This is a genomic window from Candidatus Krumholzibacteriota bacterium (assembly GCA_034520215.1).
Lineage (GTDB): Bacteria > Krumholzibacteriota > Krumholzibacteriia > Krumholzibacteriales > WJIX01 > JAGHBT01.
This window is the reverse complement of record JAXHNR010000001.1, coordinates 1,528,150-1,540,819: the sequence shown is the minus strand read 5'-3', so window position 1 is coordinate 1,540,819 and position 12,670 is coordinate 1,528,150. Positions and strand designations below refer to the sequence as shown.

Annotated in this window: 14 protein-coding genes; all 14 read left to right on the top strand. The window is 46.4% G+C overall.

Going from position 1 to position 12,670, the window contains the following annotated elements; all coding sequences use genetic code 11:
* The 14 genes from U5O15_06530 (at window position 1) to sucD (ending at window position 12,598) form a co-directional block, all read left to right on the top strand.
* A complete protein-coding gene (locus U5O15_06530) occupies window positions 1-858 on the top strand; it encodes a 2-oxoacid:ferredoxin oxidoreductase subunit beta (GenBank protein MDZ7860309.1) in 858 nt (285 codons plus the stop codon).
* On the top strand, window positions 855-2,135 hold the full coding sequence (locus U5O15_06525) for a 2-oxoacid:acceptor oxidoreductase subunit alpha (GenBank protein ID MDZ7860308.1): 1,281 nt from the start codon (window positions 855-857) through the stop codon (window positions 2,133-2,135). The genes U5O15_06530 and U5O15_06525 overlap by 4 nt, the downstream gene beginning before the upstream one ends.
* A complete protein-coding gene (locus tag U5O15_06520; protein ID MDZ7860307.1) occupies window positions 2,132-2,872 on the top strand; it encodes a thiamine pyrophosphate-dependent enzyme in 741 nt (246 codons plus the stop codon). The genes U5O15_06525 and U5O15_06520 overlap by 4 nt, the downstream gene beginning before the upstream one ends.
* A gap of 35 nt (window positions 2,873-2,907) precedes the next feature.
* Window positions 2,908-3,444: a 2-oxoacid:acceptor oxidoreductase family protein gene (locus U5O15_06515; GenBank protein MDZ7860306.1), complete on the top strand. Its 537-nt coding sequence runs from the start codon at window positions 2,908-2,910 to the stop codon at window positions 3,442-3,444.
* A 75-nt stretch (window positions 3,445-3,519) separates the two neighbouring features.
* Window positions 3,520-3,879: a DsrE/DsrF/DrsH-like family protein gene (locus U5O15_06510; protein MDZ7860305.1), complete on the top strand. Its 360-nt coding sequence runs from the start codon at window positions 3,520-3,522 to the stop codon at window positions 3,877-3,879.
* 93 nt (window positions 3,880-3,972) lie between these two features.
* Window positions 3,973-4,197: a sulfurtransferase TusA family protein gene (locus U5O15_06505; GenBank protein ID MDZ7860304.1), complete on the top strand. Its 225-nt coding sequence runs from the start codon at window positions 3,973-3,975 to the stop codon at window positions 4,195-4,197.
* A 91-nt stretch (window positions 4,198-4,288) separates the two neighbouring features.
* Window positions 4,289-4,726, top strand: a complete 438-nt coding sequence (locus U5O15_06500) for a hydrogenase iron-sulfur subunit (protein MDZ7860303.1) — start codon at window positions 4,289-4,291, stop codon at window positions 4,724-4,726.
* Window positions 4,727-4,776: 50 nt separating this feature from the next.
* Window positions 4,777-6,084 (top strand): FAD-dependent oxidoreductase, encoded by a 1,308-nt coding sequence (locus U5O15_06495; protein ID MDZ7860302.1) that lies wholly within the window; start codon window positions 4,777-4,779, stop codon window positions 6,082-6,084.
* A complete protein-coding gene (locus U5O15_06490) occupies window positions 6,081-7,769 on the top strand; it encodes an FAD-dependent oxidoreductase (protein ID MDZ7860301.1) in 1,689 nt (562 codons plus the stop codon). Before U5O15_06495 ends, U5O15_06490 begins: the two co-directional genes overlap by 4 nt.
* Before the next feature lie 12 nt (window positions 7,770-7,781).
* Complete coding sequence (locus tag U5O15_06485; GenBank protein ID MDZ7860300.1) at window positions 7,782-8,930, top strand: hypothetical protein; 1,149 nt, start codon at window positions 7,782-7,784, stop codon at window positions 8,928-8,930.
* 11 nt (window positions 8,931-8,941) lie between these two features.
* Window positions 8,942-10,045: a 4Fe-4S binding protein gene (locus tag U5O15_06480; GenBank protein MDZ7860299.1), complete on the top strand. Its 1,104-nt coding sequence runs from the start codon at window positions 8,942-8,944 to the stop codon at window positions 10,043-10,045.
* Window positions 10,046-10,087: 42 nt separating this feature from the next.
* Window positions 10,088-10,513 carry a hydrogenase iron-sulfur subunit gene (locus U5O15_06475; GenBank protein MDZ7860298.1) on the top strand — a complete coding sequence of 142 codons (426 nt, stop codon included), beginning with the start codon at window positions 10,088-10,090 and terminating at the stop codon, window positions 10,511-10,513.
* 27 nt (window positions 10,514-10,540) lie between these two features.
* A complete protein-coding gene (sucC, locus tag U5O15_06470) occupies window positions 10,541-11,701 on the top strand; it encodes an ADP-forming succinate--CoA ligase subunit beta (protein ID MDZ7860297.1) in 1,161 nt (386 codons plus the stop codon).
* 24 nt (window positions 11,702-11,725) lie between these two features.
* Complete coding sequence (sucD, locus tag U5O15_06465) at window positions 11,726-12,598, top strand: succinate--CoA ligase subunit alpha (protein MDZ7860296.1); 873 nt, start codon at window positions 11,726-11,728, stop codon at window positions 12,596-12,598.
* Window positions 12,599-12,670 lie beyond the last annotated feature (72 nt).

Sequence of the window (12,670 nt, the reverse complement as noted above, 5' to 3'; positions counted from 1 at the left end):
ATGAAATCGAGTCTGAAGAAAGAAAAACACCCAATGGAAAAATTACTCCGTATGGACCGGATTCCCCATATCTGGTGCCCGGGATGCGGAATCGGCAACGCCGTAAGCGCGTTCGCTGAAGCGGTTCAGAAACTCAATTACGATCTGGACGAACTTTGTGTCGTCTCCGGTATCGGATGTACCGGAAGAGCCGCCGGCTATATCAAAACTGACTCGTTTCATACAACCCACGGGAGAGGGATAGCATACGCGACGGGCGTAAAACTCGGTAATCCCGAACTGAAGGTAGTGGTTATATCCGGCGACGGCGATCTTTCCGCTATCGGAGGGAACCATCTGATACATGCCGCGAGAAGAAATATAGATATAACTGTTATATGCGTTAATAATTTCATTTACGCCATGACCGGAGGCCAGGTCGCCCCCACGACTCCCAACCCAGCTTATACTACAACATCACCTTTCGGAAATTTCGAAGCTCCTGTAAATATTCCGCGTGTAGTTGAAGCAGCCGGAGCTGTGTATGTCGCGAGGTGGACGGCTCTGCACATGCGCAGAATGAAGGAATCAATAATTGAAGCCTTGAATAAACCCGGATTTTCCTTTGTCGAAGTAATAGCACCCTGCGCGATGTATTATTCGAGAATCAACAGACTTGGCGACGGACTGAATATGATGAAATTCTATTACGATAATTCTGTTATCAAGCACGGGGAGCCGACAGAGAACCTCGATATTGGATATCAGGAGGAAATTATTATCGGGAAATTTATAGACAGAGAGAGACCGACTTTCAGCGAGTCTCTGAAAAGCTGGAAAGAAGAACACGGAAAAGGCGGGGAGGGGGACGAAGAGTGAAAGCAGATCCGCGTGACGTACTTACTGGAACGTATTATATAGATGGAGATGTCGCGATTGCCTACGGAGCCCTGGCCGCGGGATGTAAATTTCTGGGAGGATATCCGATTACTCCCTCTACCGCCGCGGCGGAGGCCTTCGCGAGAAAAGCTCCTCAGGTAGGGGCCCGCTTTATTCAGATAGAAGATGAACTTGGCTCGATTGCCTCTGTGCTCGGGGCTTCCTGGGGAGGACAGAAGTCGATGACTATTACCTCCGGCCCCGGGTTTTCTCTTATGATGGAAAATATCGGGCATGGAGCCGCTACCGAGACACCTTTCGTGATCATCAATGTCCAGCGCGGCGGGCCGTCAACTGGAGTTCCTACCAGCACGGGGCAGGCCGATATGATGCAGGCCAGGTGGGGCTCGAACGGAGATTATGAAGTGATCGCCCTCGCGCCCGATTCTCCTCAGGAGGGGTTCGATTTTACTATAAAGGCTTTCAATCTTGCAGAGCGTTACCGCGTGCCTGTGATGGTTATGGCCGACGAATGTATAGGGCACATGACAGAGAAAGTCGTCATACCCGAGGCATCGGAGATAGATATAGAACCCAGGCGCTTTTTCAAGGGTAAAAAAGAAAACTACAAACCCTTTAAGAGAGATAAATCACTTGTGCCCCCAATGGCAAAAGCCGGAGACGGATATAAGATGTATATAACCGGTTTGACTCATGGTGAGAATGGACATCCTTTATTGAATAAAAAGAAACTTCCCGATCTTGACAGCGCGGAAGTTATAGATAAAAAGTCAACAAATAGATACCTCGTTGAAAAGATAATAAAAAACAAAGAGGAAATAATCGAACTCGGTGAAGAGAATCTTGAGGACGCCGATATCATAGTCGTCTCATACGGAATAATTTCAAGGGTTGCCTATAGAGCTGTCGAACTAGCGAGGAAAGACGGATTGAAGGTCGGCATACTGCGCCTGATAACAGTCTGGCCTTTTCCGGATGAAAAGATCACCGAACTGGCCGAACGTGTAAAAGGTTTTGTTGTCGCCGAGGTGAATTACGGCCAGATCGCCTTTGAAGTGGATAGATGCAGCAGGGGGAAAACAAATGTTACTCTGGTTCCTCACGGAGGAGCCTCAGTGCACGATCCTGATGATATATACCGGGCTATAAAAGAAGCGGCCGCGGAGAAGAAACGTTATAAAGGTCTTCGTGAATATACCACAAGTATGGAACTTTCGGTTTTTGGAGAAAGCCTGGAAGAAAAATATAGTAAATGACGGGAAGAAATATGGATAAGATAATAGAAGCAATTGATAAAGCTATAGATAAGGCCGGAGTGGAAAGACAGAAAATATCTCTGGTTACTGATATCGCCTACAGCCCCGAGGTTGTGGATTTCTTAGGTGCGGATCTCTTTCACACATCGAGGGGGAGGGCGATTCCCTACGCGACGGGAATGAAGCTCGCAAACCCAAAATTAAAACCGGTTGTTTTAATTGGAGATATAGCTACTTTAGGCGGGAATCACCTTGTACATTCCTGCAGAAGAAATATGGATATGGTTGTAATCTGCGTTAATGATTATATCTACCGGCAGGTGGCGGGGGAAAAAGCCCCGGTTGACGCGGCGACGGTTTCCTCCTATTCTCCATATTCAACGTTCGAGAAACCGTTGAATATTCCGCATATGGCGAGGTCATGCGGCTGTGTTAACGTGTCCAGATGGACGGCGCTTCACGGCGGTGAATTGACAGATTCTATTTCCGCGGGTCTACAGAGAATGGGGCTGTCGCTGATTGATGTTATTACATCGACTCCGGATCTTCTTGAATTTTACCACAGTCATTCAGAAGTTAAAAATGATGAAGATACTCTTAACGTGCAAATTGAAGAAAGCAAAAAAATAATCGTTGGAAATTTCTACAGCGCCCAAAGAGATTCATTTATTGAAGCATATAACAAACAGCACAGTAAAGTGCTGGGCGATGATTTTGTTAAGATAGAAGTAGAATAGTTTTATTTTTAATGTTTAGCAGAGAGTCAGTTTAAATGGTTGAAATCAGATTCGCGGGATTCGGCGGACAGGGAATAATAAGATCGGGGATCATTGTCGGAAAGGCGGCTTCTATCTATGACGGCGGGTTTTCCACTATGAGCCAGTCTTTCGGACCTGAAGCCAGGGGAGGGGCCTGCAGTTCACAACTGGTTGTATCGGACGAGAAGATACTCTACCCGTACGTTGTCGGCACGGACTATCTTATGGTAATGTCTCAGGAGGCTTGTGATAAGTTCGAGCCTGAGGTTAAAGATGACGGCCTGCTCATAATCGATGAGGATCTCGTTAAACCAAAGACGAAAAAGAGGGTTATTGCTATTCCCGCGACACGAATTGCCGAGAAGTTCGGCAACCGGATATTCGCGAATGTGGTTATGCTCGGTTTTGTAACGGCAACAACTGGAGTTGTCTCGCTTGAAGCTATGGAAAAGACCATTCCCAGTCTTGTTCCCGAGAGATTTATTGATAAAAATATCAAGGCCTTTCACAAGGGTTATGAGTACGGGCTGAAGATGAAAGAGGACAGTTAGTTGAGATTCCGCCGCCGGAAGCAGTGAGTTAATGGGCGGAATTTTATAGATCTAAAAAAAAAGGAGTAGGAAAAAATGGCGAAAGTTGCTATTACGGTAAATGGTTCTGAACCTAAGAACGTGTATCCCCCCTTCATTTTGGGATCATCGGCCGCCGCGAGCGGTGATGATGTTATTATTTTCTTCACTCCCGGAGGATCCCCCGCAATGAAGAAGGGAGCCATAAAAGAATTAAATGAGAAGGCAGAGGCATTGCCCGATCTTGAGGATATGTTCGACAGTCTGCTCGCTCTTGGTGGCCGTCTCATGGTATGTGAACTGGCATTTGACGTCCATGACTTTACGGAAGATGATCTGGCGGAAGGAACAGAAGTTGTCGGCGCGACAACATTTATAAATGAATCAAAAGACGCGACTTTAACGTTTTCTTTTTAAATCGTTAGTGAGTGACGGTTCGGCCGCGGATTGAATCCCGCGGGCTCCGGCCGTCTCAGTTAAAAAGGCATTATTAACAACAAGGAGGATAGAATGGCTGTAAAGAAACTCGACGCTCTCGGAATGAAATGTCCCCAACCGATTTTGAAGGTTGCCACAATGCTGCCTCAGCTTTCAGAGGGAGATACACTGGAAGTTGTCGCGGATTGCTCATCTTTTCCCGATGACATAAAGGCCTGGTGTGAAAAGACCGGCAAAACTCTGCTTATGTGTACAACCGACGGAGAGGGTAAACATTCCGCGCAGATACAGATTTAGCTGATAATCTGTCTGAAATGATGTTAAGCGAGTAGTATTAACATGTAATTAACTGAGTTGCAAATGGATTGCCATTAGAATGGAATATCGAATGAAATCCGATGTAAAAGAGAAGTTTACACCCAAGATAGTTGGATATCTGTGTAACTGGTGCACTTACGCCGCCGCGGACATGGCTGGTTCCTCGAAACTCGAGATTTCTCCTGATTTTACGGTTATCAGAGTGATGTGTTCGAGCAGGATCGATTCTAATATGATTCTGACGACATTTTTCAACGGGGCCGACGGAATATTGATCGGAGGATGCCATCCGGGGGACTGCCATTACGACAAGGGAAATTACTATACCAGGAGAAGGTACGCCCTGCTGAAAGATATAATGAAAACCCTTAAGCTCGATCCGGAAAGGGTTCAGTTATCCTGGATATCGGCATCTGAAGGGAACAGGTATGCCGAAGTTGTCAATGATTTTACTGAGAAAATCAGAAATATCGGTCCTAATCCCTTAAGCGGCAATCCGTATATTTAGCGCGTGTCATGGGAGAAGATAAGACGGACTGAAAAACGAGAGTTAATAAAATGAACGATAAAGATAAAATTCTTATCATAGGAGCCGGAATAGCCGGTATGGAGGCGAGCCTGCTCCTCGCGAAGGCGGGTAAAAGTGTATTGCTTGTCGAAAAATCTCCCATTACGGGCGGGAATACTATCAAGAATGAAGACAGTTTTCCAAATCTTGAGTGTTCAACCTGTATGATCGCTCCTATTCAGCAGGATATTCTTCAGAATCCCGATATCGATGTAATGACCTTAAGTGAGGTTAAAGATGTTGAGGGTGAAGCGGGGGATTTTAATGTTACGATTGATAAAAAGGCAAGATACGTAAGCCTCACAGACTGTATCGGCTGCGGAATGTGTTATGAGCCCTGCCCCGTTACGCTGAAGAATGAATGGGAGGAAAACCTCACGGAGAAGAAAGCCATTTATGTGCCCTGCGAGGGATCACTTCCGAATGTTCCCGCTATCGATCCCGATCACTGCCTGAATATCAGTGGTAAAAAGGAATGTAATGCCTGCGCGGAGGCTTGCGTTTTTGGAGCGATTGATTTTTCGGAAAAAAACAGCGAAGTTCAGGTCAATGTGAAGGCTATTATTGTGGCTACCGGATTCGACTTGTTCGACGCCGGCAAACTTTCAAATCTGGGCTACGGAAAGTTTCCGGGTGTTTACACATCGATGGAGTTTGAAAGACTCTTCGCTTCGAACGGTCCCACTTCCGGCCAATTGCTGCTTCGTGACGGAGAGAAATCACCCGAATCGGTTGCGATTATAAACTGTGTGGGCAGAGAAGAGCTCGGTTATTGCTCGGGAATATGCTGCATGGATTCGTTTAAGTATTCTCATTTTATAAAGAGCAAGCTCCCGGAGGCGAAGGTATATAACATATATTCTGATCTCTGCATGCCGAAAAAGACATATCAGAACTTCTATAAGAGGATAAAGGATGAGGGTGGAAACTTTATTTTTCAATCTTCACCTCAACAGGTAAATATCAAGGAAAGTGGTGGTAAAATTAAGGTGAATCTAGCCGAAGGAAACGGAGCGCCGGAATCACTGAGTGTGGATATGGTTATTTTAGAAAACGCGATGGTTCCGACTAAAGAGTCGGAAGAGCTTGGCGGGATTCTTGGCATAGAACTCGACAGCAAAGGTTTTTTTCTTACAAGAAATGAAAATGTAGGCACCGTGGAGACATCAAGGCCCGGCATTTTTGTCGTTGGCTGCGCGGAAGGGCCTAAGGATATGCAGAATTCTGTTATACAGGCGGAAGCCGCCGTTGGAAGAGCGCTTTCGCTTAATAAAATAAAAGGGAAAGTGAAAGAATGAGCGCGAAGATAGGTGTTTATATCTGTGAGTGCGGTCCCAATATCGCTGATAATATTGAGATCGATGCAATAATAGATACTTTGCCCTCTCTGGAGGCGTTTCAGAATGAGGAGCTTGTGGTAAAGCGCTTCAAGCTTCTGTGCTCCAACGAAGGCAAAGAATATCTGGAACGGGAGATCAGGGAGAATGAATATTCACATCTGGTTGTCGCCGCCTGCTCACCGAGAGATCATGACTCCACATTCATCAACATATGTAAAAAGACAAATTTAAATCCCTATTTGTATAAGATGGTAAATATCCGGGAGCAGTGCGCGTGGATGATTCCCGATAAGGAAAAAGCCACAAGAAAGGCGATTCAGTATATACGGGGAGCTATCGGCAGAGTGCTCAAGCAGTCCGAACTTTTTGAGAAAGAACTCGACAGTAATCCCGATGTCTTGGTGATAGGAGGCGGAATTTCGGGGATTGAAACCGCGCTTTCCTTAGCCGGAGAAAAAAGAAAAGTATATCTGGTGGAGAAGAGCGCCGAATTGGGCGGGAAAGCCGCGAAATTCAAGAAGCTTCTTCCGCGTCAGGGAGGAAGTTCTGATATTATTGGAAAGAAGATAGAAGAAGTCATAAAAGATGAAAACATAGATATTTTTACCGAGACCGAGCTTGAAAGCGCCGTGGGATTCTTCGGTAATTTTGAGATCAGTTTAAACTGCTCAAGAGATGACAGGTCAGAAACTGAATTTACAGTGGGAGCTATAGTTGCCGCCACGGGGTTTGAACTTACCGATGCGGCTAAATTATCTCAATATAAATACAAGAAAGATAATGAAGTATACACCTCGCTTGAGATTGAGGATATGATCAAAAGTGAAGGGAAGGTCACCTTAAGATCCGGCAAGGAGCCGGAGTCTGTGGGGCTGATCCACTGTGTGGGCAGGGAGGAAAAGGGCTACTGCTCTCAGATATGCTGTAATTACATGCTGAAACTAGCCTCTTTCCTGCGTAAGCAGTCCGATTCAATTGAAATCAAGGATTTTTACAGAGACCTGTGTCTTCCTCATCAGCAGGATCAGGACTTTTTTGAAGAGGTCAGGGGAGGCGGAACGGAGTTTATAAGGACCGCTGATGTAAAGATAAAAGGCACACACATAGAGTACACAGAAATCGATAAGAAAAAGAATGAAGCTGATGTTGATATGGTAATTCTGTCTCCCGCCATGGAAGCCGGGAAGGGAACTGAAAACCTGGCGGAGCTTTTAAATATTCCTCTCAGCGAAACAGGTTTTTTCAAAGAGGAACACCAGCAGCTCAACCCGGTCGAGACCTCGATAGAGGGAATCTTCATAACGGGCGCCTGCCGCGGTCCTGCCGGGATATCAGAATCGATGCTTCAGGCTCAGGCGGCAAGCGGTAAAATTGCCGCGCGTCTGATACCGGGGAAAAAGATAGTTCCCGAAGTTAAAGTTTCTGAAATTCTGGAGGATTTCTGCGTGGGATGTCAGACATGCATGGAAATATGTCCTTACGGCGCTATCATATTCGACGGCGAGAGGGGGGTATGTGTTGTGAATGAAGCTGTCTGCAGGGGATGCGGTAATTGCGCGGGCAGTTGTCCTTCAGGAGCGATTCGGGCAAAGCACTTTACCAGCCCCCAGATATACCGGGAAATTATCGAAGCAATCAGATAGAAGGAGATATGGGTGATAAAGACCAGTATTAAAGGAGCGGATATTTCAAATAAAAAGGGGATAAGGGAGGCTATCCTTGTTTTTCTCAAGGAATTACTGTCGCGGGAAGATTTTGACGCGGTTCTGATCCCTATGAGAGTTCCTTCGGAAGATTCATACGCCTGGGTTTTAGTAAATGATGAGAATTTGCTGGACGACGCAGGTCCCGTCGCTCCCGTTATGCCCGTTCAGGGCGCGAATGCCCTGAGCAGCTGCAGCAGAAAAGGTGAGGAGAGTATCAGAATAGCAGCTCTGATGAGGCCTTGCGAGATCCGAGCCGCGATAGAGCTGTCTAAGTTAAATCAGGTGAGACTGGAGTCGGTCACGCTTATAAGTTATGACTGCCCGGGCGCTCTGCCGCTCTCAGACTACATAAAAGATCCAGTAAAGGGAGAGAAGACGTTTGATTCGGTGCTGGCAAAAACCGGCCGTGATGTAGAATCGGTAAAACAGGTTTGCCGGATTTGTGATGATTTTTCCATGCTGCCCGCCTCGGACCTGCATTTTGCCTTTTCCGGCCGGAGCGGCGAGAATATTCTTCTGATCCCCGCGAGCAAAAAGGGCTCGGCTCTTTTAAAGAAAATGGATATAGAACCTTCAGTGGATATTTCAAGCTGGAAAGAAAATATCGAAGAGCTCAAGAAAGAGCAGATAAAAAGGAGAAAAGAAAGATTTAAAAAAGTAAAAGGGATGGTTGAGGGATTTGACCGTCTGGCAGAGACCTTCGCTGATTGTACAGGGTGTCATAACTGCCAGAGCGTTTGCCCCGTCTGTTATTGCAGGCAGTGTTATTTTGAATCTGAAACCTCCAAGCCTGACGCCGGATCTGTTTTACTTAGAACGGAAAGCCGCGGGGCTGTTTCCCTGCCGGCTGACAGGGTTATGTTTCATATCGGAAGAATGTCGCATATGAGTCTCTCCTGTGTTTCCTGCGGTTTATGCACAGACGCGTGCCCGGTGTCGATTCCTGTAGCCGACATTTTCAGTTATGTGGCTGATCGCACGCAGGATACATTCAACTACAGGAGCGGAGAAGATAAGGGAGAACCAATCCCCTTGAAAACTTACAGGGAAGAGGAAGAAAAAGGAATAAATGACCTGGTTAAGGGAGCGGAAGGTTAGGAGATATAGGAATGGATCAGATTTTAAGTATAGATAAGGGCGCCGAAGAGGGCTTGGTCCAGCTGCTGAAATTCCTGCTTGAAAATGATAAGGTGAGCGGGGTTTTTACATTGAGAAAAACAACGGGTAAAGGGTTTTTTGATTACGCGCTTATTACCGAACCCGGTCTGCTCGAGGACGCGATTCCACTGCATCCCTTCATGAATGTAAATGGAGGGAAGATTATTTCCTCTTTGCCTCCTATGAAAAAACCTGTGGCCGCGGTTATAAGACCTTGTGAATTAAGATCTTTTGTTGAACTTGTCAAGCGTTCACAGGGATCGATTGATGACTTTTTGCTTATCTCCTACACCTGCGGAGGTTCTTTCCCTTTTGATAAAACTCTAAAGGATAATGGCCAAAAGCTGCTTCCCGGTTACTGGAAAGCTGTTGAAAAGGGAGTTGATTCCGAAAATATAAGGCAATCATGCGCCTCGTGTGAGCATTTTGTCCCGCAGAATGCCGATATTACAGTTTCTTTATTAGGAGAAAAAGACTTAAGAAGTAAGTGTTTAATGTATCTTCATTCTGAAAGATCTATGGCTATGACCGAAGAGTTCGACGCTGAAATATCAGATGGACAATTAGAGATAAAGAGATTTGAGGCGCTTCTTGAAAAGAGAAGTGAACAGAAGAAAAAAGATTTCAAGGAGATAAATATAGAAGATTCAGGGCTCGACGGTATGATAGATCTTTTCGGCAGATGCATTGGTTGTCACGGCTGCATGCGTGTATGTCCGATCTGTCAATGCGTGCTTTGCGATTTTGAATCCTGCGGCTATGACCCGGATACCTCGGTCATAGCAAATGAGCTGCCCGTTAGGGGCGGTGTGAGGGTCCCTACGGATACCGTGCTTTTTCACATTGGAAGATTAAGCCACATGAGTTTTTCATGTGTCGGCTGCGGTCAGTGCACGGAAGTATGTCCGGCTGATATTCCGGTTTCCACTTTGTTCAGAAAGACAGGAGAGCAGGTCGCCGGGATATTTGATTATATACCGGGCAGAGATGTAGATGAAGAGATACCAGTAACAATATTCAAAGAGGATGAACTGTCTGAACTGGGAAACGATTGATACGTTTTTTATTTATCTATTTTCATGAGAGGTTAGTTGAATATGTCGAAAGAGTTTAAACCGAAAATAATCAGCTTTCTGTGCAAATGGTGTACATATTCGGGGGCTGATCTAGCGGGGACGAACCGAATGAAGTATCCTGCCTCGATACTTCCTGTAAGGGTTATGTGCTCGAGCCGCGTTAATCCGGTCTTTATGGTCAAATCGTTTCTTCACGGGGCCGACGGTGTTTTCGTAGGGGGTTGTCATCCCGGAGATTGTCATTATCAATCGGGGAATTATTTCACGAGGAGAAGGTTCGCGATTTTAACCCGGATATTCGACACGCTCGGGATGGAATCCGAGAGGTTAAAGCTTTCCTGGATCTCCGCGGCGGAGGGTGTAAAGTTCGTGCGGGTGACCACTGAATTTACGGAAGAGATAAAGAGTATGGGGGAAAACCCCGCCAAGAAAAAAGTTTTTCTTTAGTCCGGGCGGATATTCAGAAAGAGTCTTATGAAAATACATGAATATCAGGCGAAAGAGCTATTCGCGGAATTCGGCATCTCTGTACCTCAAGGCGAAGTTGCAGAAACGCCCGAAGAGGCTTTTAGGGCCGCCGGTAAGATCGGAAAACAGGTCGTCGTAAAAGCCCAGATTCACGCGGGCGGGCGCGGGAAGGGGGGAGGAATCAAGATGGCTTCAACCCCCGGAGAGGCAGAAGCAGAGGCGGGTAAGATAATTGGAATGAACCTGGTTACGCATCAGACGGGTCCCGAGGGGAAACTTGTCCGGAAAGCGCTTGTAGAGGAAGCAATTGAAATAGAAAGTGAACTCTATCTCGGGATGGTTATAGACAGAGAGACATCGCGCGTTGTTGTGATAGCTTCTGAAGAGGGGGGGATGGAAATCGAGGTTGTAGCCTCGGAATCTCCCGAAAAAATAGTAAAGGAATTTATAGACCCCGCTGTCGGTTTGAGACCATTTCAAGCGAGAAAGATTGCGTTTGGTCTTAATATGCCGAAGGAACTCCTGAGGGGGACAGTAAAAATCCTGCTTAACCTCTATCGTCTTTTCATTGAAACTGACGCGTCTCTTGCGGAGATAAATCCGCTTGTAATAACTAAAGACGGACGGATTCTGGCTGCTGACGCCAAAGTTAACTTTGATAACAGCGCTTTAGTCAAACATCCGGATATCGCGCGGCTCAGAGATCTTAATGAAGAAGAGCCTGCAGAAATTGAAGCCGCCGAACATAATCTCAGTTATGTAAAATTGTCCGGAAAAGTTGGATGTATGGTAAACGGGGCGGGACTTGCCATGGCTACAATGGATATTATTCAGCACTACGGGGCAATGCCGGCTAATTTTCTGGATGTAGGTGGGGCGGCATCCGCCGAACGAGTGGAGAAGGCTTTCAGTATTCTCCTCTCAGACTCTAACGTAAAGGTTGTACTTATAAATATATTCGGCGGAATAGTACGGTGCGACCGTGTGGCTAACGGAGTTATAGAAGCCGCAAAACGGCTCGACGTTAAAGTCCCGGTTGTAGTAAGGCTCGCGGGAACAAATTCTGATATTGCCGCGGAAATTCTCCAATCTTCAGATCTTAAGTTTACTGTAGCTGAAAACCTTGCCGACGCCGCGCGAAAGGCGGTTGAAGCGACGGGGAATTAACCAGCCGGGTAGAAAAAGGATAGAATGAGTATTTTAGTTAGTAATAAGACAAAGCTTCTTGTTCAGGGCCTTACGGGCAAAGAAGGGTCATTTCATTCACAGCAGATGGTAGAATACGGCACCAATGTCGTCGCGGGTGTCACGCCCGGAAAGGGCGGCCGGGTTCATGAAGGTATACCCGTATTTGATACTGTCTTCGAAGCTGTCAAAGAGACTGGAGCGGATACTTCCATAATATTCGTACCCCCGATATTTGCCGCAGACGCCATCATGGAAGCCGCGGACGGAGGGGTGAAACTGGTAGTGTGTATAAGCGAGGGTATACCTACGCTCGATATGATAAACGTCACCGAATATCTAAAGGGGAAAGATACCCGTCTGGTAGGTCCCAACTGTCCGGGAGTTATATCGCCCGGGAAATGCAAAGTGGGGATTATGCCCGGTTTTATCCACAGCTCTGGAAGTATAGGCGTTATATCACGAAGCGGCACCCTTACCTATGAAGCTGTAGATCAGCTGACAAAAGAAGGGCTTGGGCAGACTACATGTATCGGTCTTGGAGGAGATCCCATAGTGGGAACGCGATTTATAGACGCATTGAAGCTTTTCAGCGATGATCCTGAAACAAAGGGTGTTGTAATGATAGGTGAGATAGGAGGAAACGATGAAGAGATCGCCGCCCGGTATATAAGAGAATCCTTTGATAAGCCTGTTGTAGGATTTATAGCCGGGCGCACAGCCCCGCCGGGAAAAAGGATGGGACACGCCGGTGCTATTATAGCCGGAGGTAAAGGGACAGCAAAAGAGAAGATGGAAGCTCTAAGCTCTTGTGGTGTGGAAGTTGTACAATCCCCAGCGGATATCGGGATAACTATGAAGAGGATCCTTGATAAATAGAGAGCAGGCAAAAGGCACTCTGCAAGAAATTCGCCGGTTTATTGTGGGTTATAGAATAAATACCGACGGAGA

Bases quoted from the DNA above. Each gene is read 5' to 3' on its own strand.
- U5O15_06530 (MDZ7860309.1), top strand. From the start codon at position 1: ATGAAATCGAGTCTGAAGAAAGAAAAACACCCAATGGAAAAATTACTC.
- U5O15_06520 (MDZ7860307.1), top strand. From the start codon at position 2,132: ATGACGGGAAGAAATATGGATAAGATAATAGAAGCAATTGATAAAGCT.
- U5O15_06515 (MDZ7860306.1), top strand. From the start codon at position 2,908: ATGGTTGAAATCAGATTCGCGGGATTCGGCGGACAGGGAATAATAAGA.
- U5O15_06510 (MDZ7860305.1), top strand. From the start codon at position 3,520: ATGGCGAAAGTTGCTATTACGGTAAATGGTTCTGAACCTAAGAACGTG.
- U5O15_06505 (MDZ7860304.1), top strand. From the start codon at position 3,973: ATGGCTGTAAAGAAACTCGACGCTCTCGGAATGAAATGTCCCCAACCG.
- U5O15_06500 (MDZ7860303.1), top strand. From the start codon at position 4,289: ATGAAATCCGATGTAAAAGAGAAGTTTACACCCAAGATAGTTGGATAT.
- U5O15_06495 (MDZ7860302.1), top strand. From the start codon at position 4,777: ATGAACGATAAAGATAAAATTCTTATCATAGGAGCCGGAATAGCCGGT.
- U5O15_06490 (MDZ7860301.1), top strand. From the start codon at position 6,081: ATGAGCGCGAAGATAGGTGTTTATATCTGTGAGTGCGGTCCCAATATC.
- U5O15_06480 (MDZ7860299.1), top strand. From the start codon at position 8,942: ATGGATCAGATTTTAAGTATAGATAAGGGCGCCGAAGAGGGCTTGGTC.
- U5O15_06475 (MDZ7860298.1), top strand. From the start codon at position 10,088: ATGTCGAAAGAGTTTAAACCGAAAATAATCAGCTTTCTGTGCAAATGG.
- sucC (MDZ7860297.1), top strand. From the start codon at position 10,541: ATGAAAATACATGAATATCAGGCGAAAGAGCTATTCGCGGAATTCGGC.
- sucD (MDZ7860296.1), top strand. From the start codon at position 11,726: ATGAGTATTTTAGTTAGTAATAAGACAAAGCTTCTTGTTCAGGGCCTT.